At 61.3% G+C, this 12,244-nt stretch carries 11 protein-coding genes and 1 pseudogene; 9 read left to right on the top strand and 3 right to left on the bottom strand.

Annotation, left to right across the window (positions count from 1 at the left end):
* The first annotated feature begins 1 nt into the window (after position 1).
* Positions 2-367 (top strand): Rieske (2Fe-2S) protein, encoded by a 366-nt coding sequence (locus C489_RS19025; RefSeq protein ID WP_006432998.1) that lies wholly within the window; start codon positions 2-4, stop codon positions 365-367.
* Between the two features lie 18 nt (positions 368-385).
* On the opposite strand, the gene C489_RS19020 is transcribed toward C489_RS19025, so the two are convergent.
* Positions 386-1,159 (bottom strand): IclR family transcriptional regulator, encoded by a 774-nt coding sequence (locus C489_RS19020; RefSeq protein ID WP_006432997.1) that lies wholly within the window; start codon positions 1,157-1,159, stop codon positions 386-388.
* Positions 1,160-1,435: 276 nt separating this feature from the next.
* Here C489_RS19020 and C489_RS19015 point away from each other — a divergent pair, with 276 nt between their 5' ends.
* The 5 genes from C489_RS19015 to C489_RS18995 all read left to right on the top strand — a co-directional run bounded on the left by C489_RS19015 (position 1,436) and on the right by C489_RS18995 (position 6,550).
* A complete protein-coding gene (locus C489_RS19015; protein WP_049891102.1) occupies positions 1,436-2,383 on the top strand; it encodes a glycine betaine ABC transporter substrate-binding protein in 948 nt (315 codons plus the stop codon).
* Between the two features lie 3 nt (positions 2,384-2,386).
* Positions 2,387-3,133, top strand: coding sequence for an ABC transporter permease (locus tag C489_RS19010; protein WP_006432995.1), 747 nt, complete (start codon positions 2,387-2,389; stop codon positions 3,131-3,133).
* Complete coding sequence (locus C489_RS19005; RefSeq protein WP_006432994.1) at positions 3,130-4,131, top strand: ABC transporter ATP-binding protein; 1,002 nt, start codon at positions 3,130-3,132, stop codon at positions 4,129-4,131. The genes C489_RS19010 and C489_RS19005 overlap by 4 nt, the downstream gene beginning before the upstream one ends.
* A gap of 1 nt (position 4,132) precedes the next feature.
* Positions 4,133-4,804 (top strand): ABC transporter permease, encoded by a 672-nt coding sequence (locus C489_RS19000; RefSeq protein ID WP_006432993.1) that lies wholly within the window; start codon positions 4,133-4,135, stop codon positions 4,802-4,804.
* Between the two features lie 231 nt (positions 4,805-5,035).
* Positions 5,036-6,550, top strand: coding sequence for an aldehyde dehydrogenase family protein (locus C489_RS18995; RefSeq protein WP_006432992.1), 1,515 nt, complete (start codon positions 5,036-5,038; stop codon positions 6,548-6,550).
* A 171-nt stretch (positions 6,551-6,721) separates the two neighbouring features.
* On the opposite strand, the gene C489_RS18990 is transcribed toward C489_RS18995, so the two are convergent.
* Positions 6,722-7,498 carry an IclR family transcriptional regulator gene (locus C489_RS18990; protein WP_006432991.1) on the bottom strand — a complete coding sequence of 259 codons (777 nt, stop codon included), beginning with the start codon at positions 7,496-7,498 and terminating at the stop codon, positions 6,722-6,724.
* Positions 7,499-8,001: 503 nt separating this feature from the next.
* Positions 8,002-9,537: an aldehyde dehydrogenase family protein gene (locus C489_RS18985; RefSeq protein ID WP_006432990.1), complete on the bottom strand. Its 1,536-nt coding sequence runs from the start codon at positions 9,535-9,537 to the stop codon at positions 8,002-8,004.
* A gap of 133 nt (positions 9,538-9,670) precedes the next feature.
* Here C489_RS18985 and C489_RS18980 point away from each other — a divergent pair, with 133 nt between their 5' ends.
* The 3 genes and pseudogenes from C489_RS18980 to C489_RS23265 form a co-directional block, all read left to right on the top strand.
* Positions 9,671-10,396, top strand: coding sequence for a helix-turn-helix domain-containing protein (locus C489_RS18980; protein WP_049891120.1), 726 nt, complete (start codon positions 9,671-9,673; stop codon positions 10,394-10,396).
* Positions 10,397-10,484: 88 nt separating this feature from the next.
* Positions 10,485-11,324 carry a proline dehydrogenase family protein gene (locus tag C489_RS18975; protein ID WP_006432988.1) on the top strand — a complete coding sequence of 280 codons (840 nt, stop codon included), beginning with the start codon at positions 10,485-10,487 and terminating at the stop codon, positions 11,322-11,324.
* Positions 11,325-11,467: 143 nt separating this feature from the next.
* Positions 11,468-11,637, top strand: a pseudogene (locus C489_RS23265) (IS5/IS1182 family transposase); the annotation flags it as partial.
* Between the last annotated feature and the right edge of the window lie 607 nt (positions 11,638-12,244).

Genomic DNA, 12,244 nt, shown 5'->3' with positions numbered 1-12,244 from the left:
CATGGGGGACCACACAATCGCAGCAGTCGACGAACTCGAGGACGGCGATCGAAAACTCGTCGAAGTGGAAGGCAGAGAGATCGCGCTGTTCAGGGTCAACGGCGACTATCACGCGTATACGAACTGGTGTGCACACCAAGGTGGGCCGGCCTGTGAGGGCAGCGTCACCGGAACGGCCGAGGCGACCTTCGAACGGGACGACCTGACCGTGTCCCTGGACTGGTGTAAGGAAGGCGAGGTTCTCAACTGTCCGTGGCACGGCTGGGAGTACGACATTCCGACGGGAGACTGTCTCTCCAAGGACGGAACGCGGCTTCCTTCCCACCCGGTTCGCGTCGAAAACGGCAGCGTCGTCGTTTCGCTGTAAGCGAGCGACGTCGTCATATCATCGCACGTCCGGATCATTTATATTCAATTCGATTACGTTTACTGATTGCCGAAGCACCTCGGGGAGTTCCTGTTTGAGTCGCGTCTCCTTCATCCGATGTGCCGGCCCCGCGATGCTGACCGCACCGATCACGCCGCCGTCCCGTCGCGTAATCGGCGCGCCAACCGATCGGAGTCCGTCCCGAAACTCCTCCATATCGAACGCGAGCCCTTTCTTTCGGACCGTCTCGAGTTCGCGGTACAGTTCCTCCCGTTCGGTGATGGTCTGTGACGACTGCGGTGGGAGCCCGTGTCGATCGAGTATCTCGTCGACGGTTTCGTCCGGGAGCTGCGCGAGGATCGCCTTGCCGACGGCCGAGCAGTGGAGGTGGATCCGGTTGCCCGGAATCGCGGGGTACTGAATATCGCTGCTGCCTTGGCCGATATCCAGATAGACGCCCCGGCCGTGTTCTTCGACCAGCAGCGTGATCAACTCCCCCGTACGGTCCGCCAGCCGCTCAATTTCGGGTCGCGCGATCTCGTAGAGTTCCAGCCGGTGGCGGACGCGTTCACCGAACGCGAGGAACCGCAGGCCCAGTTCGTATTCGTTGCCGGATTTGACGACGTACTCGAGTTGCTGCAGGGTCGTCAGATGATTGTGGACGACGCTTTGCGGTCGGTCGATGTGGGCGGCGATATCGGTGACCCGTCCCCCGTCGAGTTCGTCGAGCGCTTCGATTACTTCGTTCGTCGTGATGAGGGCTTTGACCGGATTCTGTGCTTTGTTACTCATTTCTCGACTACTAGCGGTAACATATTAGATAAATGTTGTTCCGGAGGACGGAAGCCGAACCGGCATCGTTCGGAGCGGACGTTTCCGTGAGACGCTCGAACGAGTCGGGGTGTGACGGGATCGAACTCGAATCGCTACTCGTTCGGCGTCCAGTCCTGACCCGTTTTCATGGAAATCGAATAAGTGGTGGTTTGGATATCCGGACACGTACCTCTGTAACTCGAGATATGATGTTCAACCCGAAATTTTAATAGCCGGTAGGGAATGTGTTCGGGTATGGTTAGCACAAGGCGTGACGTGGTACGACAGAGCGCTGCAGCCGCAACTGCAGTGACGACGGGCGCGATCGCCGGTTGTAGTAGCGTCATTACCGGTAGCGAACAGGATATCGCCGTCGGATCGATGCAGTGGTCCGAGGCGAAACTCCTCGGATACATGGGGTACGAAACGCTCAGGGAGAATACCGATCTCTCGATCGGCGACGAGACGTCACTCGGCGGCTCGATGCAGTGCTTCGAGGCGGTCAAAAGCGGCGAGATCGCCCTTTACTTCCTCTACACGGGCGGTGCCTGGGCGACGATTCCGCCGACCCACGACGACGTTCCCAGAGACCCCGAAGAACTCTACGAACGCGCGAAAGAAGAGATGCGGGAGGAACACGGCTTGGAGTACCTCCAGCGGGCGACGTTCGACAACACCTACGCACTGGCCGTGAGCCCGTCGTGGGCCGAGGAGACCGGTCTCGAGACGATCAGCGAATTCGCCGAGTACCTGAACGAGGGGAACACCGATGTCTCGGTGGTTTTGGGGTCCGAGTTCGCGGAACGGTCCGACGGCTGGCCGGGACTCGCAGCGGCGTACGGGTTCGAGAGCACCCTCGAGGACCTGTCCGTTCAGAAGGTCGGCGCGAGTCTCACGTACCAGATACTCGGTGAGGAGGAAGCCGACATCGGGATGGTGTTTACCACGAACCCACAGATCAAACGGTACGATCTCACGGTGCTAGACGACGATCAGGATTTCTTCCCGGCGTACAACCCGGCACCGCTTGCGAACGGAGATGTCATGGACGAGTACCCCGAGATCGAAGCGCCGCTGAACGCGGTGATGGAATCGCTGGACTCCGAGGAGAAAATGATCGAAATCAACGAGCGGGTCGATATCGAGGACCAGGATCCACAGGAAGTGGCACGCGACTACCTCAGCGAGGAGGGGCTCATATAACGGATGACCACACTCCTCGCATCACCGATCGCGATGCTGCCAGCGCTCGTTGCGGAGTACGTCGACTTCGCCGCGACACATTTCGACGAACTGGTCGTCCTGACGATACAGCACGCGTTGCTCGCGGCGGATACGATCGCGATCGCCGTGCCGATCGCCGTGACACTCGGCGTGGCGACTACCTACGACGATCGCGCAGCAACGGTCATCCTGTGGCTCGCAGGAATCGCGATGACGATACCGAGTCTTGCCCTATTCGGCCTCCTCATTCCGTTTCTCGGGATCGGGAGCCCGCCGGTCATCTTCGCGCTCGTCCTGTACTCCCAACTGCCGGTGATACGGAACACGTACGTCGGGCTGACGAAAATCGACGAGGCGACGCTGAGCGCCGGCCGCGGACTGGGCATGACGCGTCGGCAGCGCCTGCGCCGAATCCAACTCCCGATCGCGATGCCGGTGATCCTCGCGGGCGTTCGCAACGCCGTCGTTATCGTCATCGGCGTTGCAGCGGTCGGCGCGTACGTCGGCGCGGACGGGTTAGGAGAGTACATCTTCGAGGGCATTCGGACCGGTAACACCACGATGATCGTGGTCGCAACGATCGCCGTGTCGCTGCTGGCCCTCGCCGTCGACTACACCTTCGGCGTCGTCGAGCAGTACCTCCGCCTCCGGAACGGCGAAACGATCGATCAGGCACTCGGAACGCGGTTTCTTACCACACTCCTCTCAGTCAGGAATACCCACCAATGATTGAATTCGATAGCGTCACGAAGGTTTACCCGGACGGAACGACAGCGATCGAAGACATCAGCTTCACCGTCGAAGAAGGAACGACGACAGTCCTCGTCGGTCCTTCCGGGTGCGGAAAGACGACGACGATGCGACTGGTCAACCGACTCGAGGAACCGACGGATGGAGCCGTCTACTTCGACGGCGAGAACACCCGCTCGGTCGACGAGATCGAACTGCGGCGCAACATCGGATACGTCATCCAAGAGATCGGACTCTTCGATCACATGACCGTCGGCGAGAACATCGCCACCGTCCCGGAACTCAAAGGCTGGGACGAAGCGCGTATCGATGACCGTATCGACGAACTCCTCGAGCTCATGGCCCTCCCGCGGGAGTTTCGCGACCAGTATCCCACGGAACTGTCGGGCGGACAGCGCCAACGCGTCGGGGTCGCGCGAGCGCTCGCCGCGGATCCGGACGTCCTCCTCATGGACGAACCGTTCGGCGCGCTCGACCCGATCACGCGGGACGACCTTCAAGACGAGTTCCTCGCGATCCAAGACCGGATCAATACGACGATCATCTTCGTCACGCACAGCATCAACGAAGCGCTGAAGATGGGTGACAAGATCGCGATCTTCGATGTCGGCGAGATCGTCCAATACGATACGCCCCACGAGATACTCGCGAATCCGGCGACGGAGTTCGTCGAGGACTTTATCGGCGAGAACAGGCTGTTGAAACAGTTGAGTATCACGCCGGTCTCCGATGTCATGGACCCGGTCGAGGCACACGCCGATCAGTTCGACGATGTGGGCGGAACCGCTGCGGCCGCCGACGGGGGCGAGCGACTGTCCGATCCGCCGTCGCCCTCGACGGATCTCCGATCGTCGTTTATCACGCTGCTCGAGGCGGATCGCAGTATGTCGCCAGTCGTCGAGGATGGCGAGGTCGTCGGCGTGATCACGGAATCGGGAATCAGATCACATTTCCGCGACGGAACGGAGGGCGCGTAGCATGGCTGGTGTGAGTACGACCGTACTCGAGGGAATCCGGTACCTCGTCGCCAACTCCGATCAGGCGCTCGGGCTGCTCGTACAGCATCTCAAGCTGGTGTTGGTCTCCGAGCTGGCGGCCATCGCCATCGCGGTGCCGCTCGGCGTCCTCGCGGTGAGATACGAGCGCGCACGGGAACCGATCATGGCCGCGGGAAACGTCGCGCAGACGATCCCGTCGCTAGCCGTGATCGCGCTCATGTTCCCGATACTCGGATTGGGGTTTCGACCGGCTGTCGTCGCGCTGTTCGTGTACGCGCTTCTCCCGATCCTGACGAACACGATCGCGGGGATCGACGGCATCGAGCAGAGCACGCTCGATGCGGCGCGAGGGATGGGAATGACGGACAACGAACTGCTCGTTCGCATCCAACTTCCGATCGCGTTTCCCGTCATTTTCGCCGGCATTCGAACGAGCACGGTCATCAACGTCGGGACCGCCTACCTCGCCTTTTTCATCGGTGCCGGTGGCCTGGGCCGGTGGGTGATCAGCGGCATCGACCTCTTCGACATGTCGCAGGTGTTCGCAGGAGCGCTCGTCGGCGCAGTCCTCGCGATAACGCTCGACCTCGCACTGGCCGGTATCGAACGGCAGTTGCGCAGCGATTCCGGCGGCCAAACTGCAGCAGTATGATCGATTCGAGATGGTCTTCCCCCGGAGACGAACCGGATGGCGAACTCCCTCGAGCTATCAGTCTCTCTAGGGGACGTGTTTCGTCACCGGTAGACCGGCCCGCCCCCCTAGACCACACTGTGCTCAGTGGACGAACCGTCGCCGTGGGCGGCTGTTCCGATTCGACTCGCTCGCCGAAGGCCATGTTCCGTGCTAACATTTATTACTACCGTCGCGGAAGTGAGGGTGACTATGGGAGCTAACGGTATCGAGAGCGACATCCGAGACCGACATCTGAACGCCCACGAGCGAGCGACCGCTAATCTCGAGTTCGCCGGCTGGATCGACGGTGAGACGTACGCCGGCACGGATCAGTTCGCGCCGCGGGATCCCGTTACCGATGATCCGATCGTGGACGTGGCGATGTGTACGTCTACGGACGTGGATACGGCGGTCGACGCCGCGTGGGACGCGTTCGACGACGAGTGGAGTACCGCCGGCCCTGCGGATCGCGCCGCCGCGATCCGAGAGTGGGCCGGCGTCTTAGCGGATCACCTCGAGGAACTCACGCTCCTCGAGTCGCTCGATACCGGGAAGCCGATCGGCGACGCACGCGGAGAAGTCGAGGGAATGATACGGACCCTCGAGTACTACGCGTCGCTTGCCCGCACCCAGCGGGGCGCCCACGTCCCCACCGGCGAGGACGTCCACCTCTATACCCGGCACGAACCCTTCGGCGTCGTCGGCGGGATCGTTCCGTGGAACTTTCCGGCGTGGGTCGCGGCGTGGAAACTCGGACCGGCGCTGGCCGCCGGAAACACGGCAGTCCTCAAGCCGGCGAAAGCCACGCCGCTGACGACGATCAGGATCGCACAGCTCTCGAAGGCAATCTTCCCCGACGGCGTCATCAACGTCGTTCCGGGATCGGGAGCCGGTGTCGGCGGTGCGATCGCGGACCACGACGGCATTCGGAAGGTGTCGTTCACCGGAAGTTCCGCGGTCGGCCGGCAAGTGATGGAACGCGCCGCCGAGACCGTGACGCCGGTAACCCTCGAGCTCGGCAGCAAGTCGCCGTTTATCGTCTTCCCGGACGCGGATCTCGACCGCGCCGCCAACGCCGTCGCCGACGGCATCTTCTACAGTACGGGGGAGATATGTGACGCGTTCTCACGGGCGATCGTCCACGAGGACGTCTACGACGAATTCCTCGACCGATTCCTCGAGATTGCACGATCGCACGTGATCGGCGATCCGCTCGATCCGGAGACGACGCTGGGGCCGCTGACGACCGCGTCACAGTACGAAACCGTCTCGGAGTACATCGATACCGGGCAGCGGGAGGGCGCGACGCTCGCATTCGGCGGGGGTCGACCCGACGATCCCGACCTCGAGGACGGGTGGTACGTGGAGCCGACCGTCTTCACCGACGTGACACCTGAAATGCGGATCGCGAGGGAGGAGATCTTCGGGCCGGTGCAAACGGTGTTATCGTTCAGCGAGTACGACGAGGCGATCGAGATGGCCAACGACACCGAGTACGGACTGGCTGCCGGCATCGGAACCGAGCGGACGTCGCTCGCCCACAACGCCGCGGCCGATCTCGAGGCCGGCGTCGTGTACGTAAACGAGTACGGACCGATCCTGCCGGACGCGCCCTACGGCGGTGTGAAGCAATCGGGCGTGGGGCGGGACTTAGGCGAGGAGGCGCTCGATCACTATCGACAGACGAAGACCGTCTACACGAACATAGACGAACCGTCACTGTAAACAGCGGTCGACACGCCAGTTACCAGTGGTCGACCGCTGCTCGTCGCTCCAGTTGTTTCTCTCGGCGCACGCCGCCGTGTTTCGCTCGGTCTATCGGATGGGGCGGGCTGAGGCGATACTGTGTCCCGTTCCCTAGAGAAGCAATTACACACATATGTATGTAAGAACAGATCAGAAGAGGCCCGCCTCGAGCGCGTCGATTTCCTCGCTCAGTAGTTGTGCGATCTCCTCGGTCGTCGCCTCATCGACGGCCATGCGGTAGGTCGGGCCGCCGATGGAGAACGCGCCGATCACGTCGCCGTCGGGGCTCGTTACCGACGCGCCGATTGATCGGTAGCCGTCGATCAATTCCTCATCGTTCGTCGCGTATCCGCGGTCGCGGATCGTCTCGAGTTCGTCGAAGAGGGCCGATTCCGCGGTGATCGTGTGTTCGGTCGTGCCAGGAAGCCCCCATCGGTCGACGATCTCTCGAACGCGCGATTCGGGCATCGAGGCCAGCATGGCTTTTCCCGAGGCGCAGTTGTGCATGTGAAAGCGGTTGCCCGCCCGGAACGGACTCGATTCCGGCAGCCCCCCACGAGAGGACTCACCGATCGCGTACTCGAGGGAGTAGGCGCGGCCGTTCTCTTCGACGATGAAGTCGGCTTCGTTGCCCGTCTGTTCGGCCAGAGCATAGACGCGCCGTCGAGCCGGTGCGTACAGCGGATTGCGGGTGCGCGCGTGCTCGCTGAACGGGAGAAACTGGAGCCCGATGTGGTAGGTATCGCCGTCGCGGACGAGGAATCCCTCGTCGACCAGCGTGTGGAGGTGGTTGTGGACGGTGCTCTTTGCCATCTCGAGGCGATCTGCCAACTCGCTCAGCGTCGCGCCGTCGCTGTCGTGGACCGCGCGAACGAGCGCGATCGATGCTTTCGTCGTCTTGACCGGGCGAGGGCCGTCGTCCGTCATGGTTCGAGTCGTCGCCGCACCCACGCATAAGCGTTCGGAATGTGTGAACGGGCGTGGACGGGTCGTGATGACGGGTATCGTTTGGTGGTTCGTTTCACAGGCCGAGGAATATTACTGGGGAATTCTGTTATATTTTACACTACTGCTCGTGTGTTGGCGATATTTCTGTCCGTCTATCACTAGTGATCGATCGCGCCATCCCCCGGCCGACCTGCCGTTCGGAATGCGTGAATCAGTCGCGTCGTTCGGTAGTTGCATCGGTTACCAGTGGTGTGTCGTACGGTAACAGGCTACTCTTCGAACGATTCGTTCACGGATTCGGAACGCCGACCCGCGGCCGCTCCCGCAATCGGCCGACGACGATCGGTCCGACAGGTGGTTCGGCGTCGATCGGATCGGTCGCCGATCGGCGCTAATCGGCACCGCAGCGGTCGGTCCGGCCACAGCGCTGGCACCACTCGTCCGAGACGCGGGCTCCGCGCCCGCAGAGGGGACAGGTCGTCTCAGTCATCGTCGGTCGTGATATCGGCGGACAGCCCCTGTGCCATCTCGATGTCGTTCGAGTTGTTCAGCGTCCACGCGGTCCGCTCGGTGACGGCCTCGATCACTTCGCGGCCGCTCGGGTAGCCGTTACCTGACTTCTTGACGCCACCGAACGGCAGGTGGACTTCCGCGCCGATACACGGCAGGTTGCCGTACGCGAGTCCGACCTCGGCGTTGTCGCGGTAGTAGTTGACCTCGCGGTAATCCTCGGAAATGATCGCACCAGCGAGCCCGTACTCGGTGTCGTTGTGGATCTCGACGGCGTCCTCGATATCGCCCGAGTATTCCATGAGCGCGACGTGGGGACCGAAGACCTCCTCCTGCGTACAGCGGAGGTCCGCCTCGTGATCGGCCTCGTAGACGAACGGGCCGACCCAGTGGCCGTCCTCGTGGCCCTCTGGGATCTCGTCGTCGTCCAACTCGTCGCGGTCAACGAGCACGTTGACGTCCTCGCTGCGGGCGAGTTCGTTGTACTCGAGGACTTTCTCCTTGTGCTCGCCCTCGACGAGCGGACCCATGAAGGTGTCCTCGGCGAGCGGGTCGTCGACGGCGACGTTCGCGGCGATGTCGACGAAGCGCTCCTTGAACTCGTCGTAGACGTTCTCGTGGACGATCAGGCGCTCGGCGGAGACACAACGCTGGCCGGTCGTCTTGAACGAACTCATCACGGCCGAGTGGACGGCCGTGTCGAGGTCGGCTTCGTCGGTGACGACGACGGCGTTCTTGCCGCCCATCTCGCAGGCTGCGAGCTTGCCGGGCTGTTCGGCGACGGTCTGCCCGACCTGCTGGCCAACCTCCGCCGAGCCGGTAAAGAGGACGGTGTCGACGCGCGAGTCCTCGACGATGGCTTCGCCGGCGTCGCCGAAGCCCTGAATCATGTTGAAGACGCCGTCCGGAATGCCGCTGTCCTCGAACATTTCGGCGACGATCTGGGCACACCACGGCGTCTGTTCGGCGGGCTTCCAGACGACGGTGTTGCCCTCGACCAGCGAGACGGCCATGTGCCAGAACGGGATCGCGACGGGGAAGTTCCACGGCGTGATACAGCCGACGACGCCGCGGGGCTTGCGCCGCATGTACGCGTCTTTGCTTCCGATTTCGGACGGAACGACATCCCCGTGTGGGTGCCGGGCGTTCCCGGCTGCCCACTCGACCATGTGTGCGGCCTCGACGACGTCGGCTCGCCCTTCGGAGATCTCTTTACCACACTCCTTTGTGACGATTTCGCCGAGTTCGTCCGTCCGGTCACGGAGTTCCTGATAGATGTCCCAGAGGTACTCCGCGCGGTCGATATGAGACAGTTCCTCCCACTCGTCTTGAACGCGTTCTGCGGACTCAAGAGCCGTGTCGACATCGGCCTCGGTCCCGCGGTGGAAGGTCCGCAGCGTTTCGCCGGTTGCAGGGTTCTCGCTCTCGAACGTCTCGTCGCCCTTGCCGTCGGTCCACTCGCCGTTGATGTAGTGACGGTTTGGCTGGGCTGTCGTCTGCTGGCTCATACCGTATGAGTCACGGATTGGCAGGGAATAACCACCGCCTCCCATGGTCGGGACCGACTCGAGCGGAGTCGGCGGTGTCCGTATTCAGTATGTTTATGTTGCTCACACCGAAACGGACGAGCAGAACCGACACATGAGCAGCACGAGTTCTACAGCGACGACGGGGACAGACGGCACTCGACTCGCGCTCGAGATTTGGCATCCCGACTGCTGGGGGTTACAGGCGACCGAAGCGGTCGACGCCGGACTGCTCGTCCACACCGTCCACCGAACCGTCGAGGAAACGGTCAAGGGTCACTTCACCGTCTACGCGGACACGACGGCGCAACTCGACGAGTTCGTCGAATTCGCAAACGAGTCACCGCTGACACACTCGACGGTCGAACTCGGCCAGCGCCCGACCAGCGGGGCACCGGACCCCGGGAACGCGACCCGGGAACTCTTCGTCGAGTACGAGCCCGAACACAGTATCAGCGACACGCTCGTCTCGCACGGCTTTATTCACGACGCATCGGTGCGCGTCGAACGCGGGCTTGAGCACTGGCCGGTCTTCGTCGCCGACGGTCGCCCCGAGATTCAGAGCCGACTCGAGAGCATTCGGGCCGAAACCGATGCCGAGATTTCGATCAGCAAGATCGCCTCGCCGACGGGCGACTCGTCGGGAACGCCGGATAGGCTCGACCAGCTGACACCCCGCCAGCGGGACGCGTTCGAACTCGCCTGCGACCGCAACTACTACGCGTGGCCGCGCGAGATCGATACGCGCGAACTCGCGGACGAACTCGGCGTGTCGAAAACGACGCTGCTCGAGCACCTCCGGAAAGCCGAAGCGAAACTGCTCAACCCGGACGAGACCTGATCGACTCCCCGGTATTAATTCTCGACGATACTGGGCGAATCTTTTGGTCGGGTATCGATTTAGGGGGCTTGCGTGCCACCGACACGGTATGATACCGCCGATCGCGAGTCGATTCGTCGCCGGAACGACCGTCTCCGGCACGCTGGATCACGTTTCCGACTGTAACGAGTCGGGGATGGGTGGCATCGTCAATCTCCTCGGCGAACACTATCACGACCGTGTGCCCGCAGACGAGGATGCAGACGAGTACTGTCGTCTTATTTCAGAACTGGCCGCTCGCGACCTGATCGGAAGCGTCTCAGTCAAGCCGTCTCAGATCGGCATCGACATCGGACCGGATGTCTTTGCGGAGAACTTCGAACGAATCGTCGAGGCCGGGGCCGAAGAAGACGTGTTCGTTTGGTGTGATATGGAAGATTACACGACGACCGACACGACCTTAGACGTCATCGAATCGACGGCTCAGGACCATCCTCACGGTGTCGGCGTCGCCATTCAGGCGAACCTCAAACGTACGGGCGACGACCTGCGTCGCCTCGCCGACGTTCCCGCGGCGGTCCGACTGGTTAAGGGTGCCTACGACGAACCGTCCTCGGTCGCCTACGAGAAGAAAGAAGACGTCAACGAGGCGTATATCGAGCATCTCGAGTTCCTATTCCGGGAGTTCGATCAGGGCATCGCAGTCGGAAGCCACGATCTGGAGATGCTCGAGACTGCGATCGACCTGCACAAGGAACACGACACCCCCTTCGAGATCCAGATGCTCATGGGCGTTCGCGAGGACGTCCAGCGCGACCTCGCCGCAAAGGGCTACGAAGTCAATCAGTACATCCCCTACGGCGACAAGTGGATGCAGTACTTCTACCGTCGGATCCGCGAGCGAAAGGAAAACGCCTTGTTCGCGCTTCGGGCCGTCGTCGGCGTCTGACTGAGTGTGGGTCAGTAACGCCGAGGAAACATCCTTTATTAATGACCGCGCTAAGATCTGGTACAGGAAGCTTTGTTGAAAAGCCTCTACGAAAGTCTGTATCGGTGGTTTAGAGAAGATAGAGCCCAGGAGAAGAACCTGCTATTGAAGTCTCGCTCCTTGACTTGGTTCAGGAGTGTAAGCAGCTAGCTAAACAAGCGTTGGGAAGCGAGCGGGCGAGCCCGCCAGCGGCGATTTCGCCGCTAGAAACACGTCGTCATTCACTGTATCCGCCTCGAAGATAACCACACGTACCGCGAGGCCGTTAATCGAATTTCCTTGATGAGTGCCGTCTACGATATCTTAGAGTTTAATCCGGAACTCCTGAAGCCATCCACGCTGTGCAAGGCGTTTGACCGATTCAAGATGTGGATGTGGCGACAGTTTCTGTACGCTTCGGCACAGCACTGCCCACTTGGCCACGGTACGATCGATGGAACGTACTTCGAATCTGCTGACCCTCGCCGCTGATAAAGGCTACAGCAAGAACGCGTTTCGCGAGTGGCTGCATTCTCATGATGTCCGTCCGCTAATTCGTCACTGTCTCTATGCACCGTCCGATCACGTACACAATGTGGGATGAACGATGAGTTGTACAACCACCGCTGGCTGAGTGTGACGTGCTTTTCGGTAGTAAGCGCTCGCACGGTCGCACCGTGCGAGCGCAGACATGGTACCGTGAGTTCAGAGAAGGCGTTTTGATATTCGACATCTCCAACGTCGAATGCACCTCTTCAGCACTATGAATTCGATGCCGTACCTCTATTCAACAGAGCAGACTGAACTGAATGGGATCCTTGATTGAAGGATAGATGTTGATCAAGGGATCCTAGACTAACCTGGCGTGTTCTTCGAATGTGCTATTTTGAGATTCATATGGA

Origin of the sequence: Natrinema versiforme JCM 10478 (assembly GCF_000337195.1) — an archaeon.
GTDB lineage: Archaea > Halobacteriota > Halobacteria > Halobacteriales > Natrialbaceae > Natrinema > Natrinema versiforme.
The sequence above is the reverse complement of the archived record's forward strand: the minus strand, read 5'-3'. Positions and strand labels throughout refer to the sequence as shown.

What these genes read in the sequence shown, in the direction of transcription:
- C489_RS18975 (WP_006432988.1), top strand. Translation starts at nt 10,485, where the DNA reads ATGATACCGCCGATCGCGAGTCGATTCGTCGCCGGAACGACCGTCTCC.
- C489_RS18985 (WP_006432990.1), bottom strand. Translation starts at nt 9,537, where the DNA reads ATGAGCCAGCAGACGACAGCCCAGCCAAACCGTCACTACATCAACGGC.
- C489_RS19020 (WP_006432997.1), bottom strand. Translation starts at nt 1,159, where the DNA reads ATGAGTAACAAAGCACAGAATCCGGTCAAAGCCCTCATCACGACGAAC.
- C489_RS19000 (WP_006432993.1), top strand. Translation starts at nt 4,133, where the DNA reads ATGGCTGGTGTGAGTACGACCGTACTCGAGGGAATCCGGTACCTCGTC.
- C489_RS18995 (WP_006432992.1), top strand. Translation starts at nt 5,036, where the DNA reads ATGGGAGCTAACGGTATCGAGAGCGACATCCGAGACCGACATCTGAAC.
- C489_RS19025 (WP_006432998.1), top strand. Translation starts at nt 2, where the DNA reads ATGGGGGACCACACAATCGCAGCAGTCGACGAACTCGAGGACGGCGAT.
- C489_RS18990 (WP_006432991.1), bottom strand. Translation starts at nt 7,498, where the DNA reads ATGACGGACGACGGCCCTCGCCCGGTCAAGACGACGAAAGCATCGATC.
- C489_RS19015 (WP_049891102.1), top strand. Translation starts at nt 1,436, where the DNA reads ATGGTTAGCACAAGGCGTGACGTGGTACGACAGAGCGCTGCAGCCGCA.
- C489_RS18980 (WP_049891120.1), top strand. Translation starts at nt 9,671, where the DNA reads ATGAGCAGCACGAGTTCTACAGCGACGACGGGGACAGACGGCACTCGA.
- C489_RS19010 (WP_006432995.1), top strand. Translation starts at nt 2,387, where the DNA reads ATGACCACACTCCTCGCATCACCGATCGCGATGCTGCCAGCGCTCGTT.
- C489_RS19005 (WP_006432994.1), top strand. Translation starts at nt 3,130, where the DNA reads ATGATTGAATTCGATAGCGTCACGAAGGTTTACCCGGACGGAACGACA.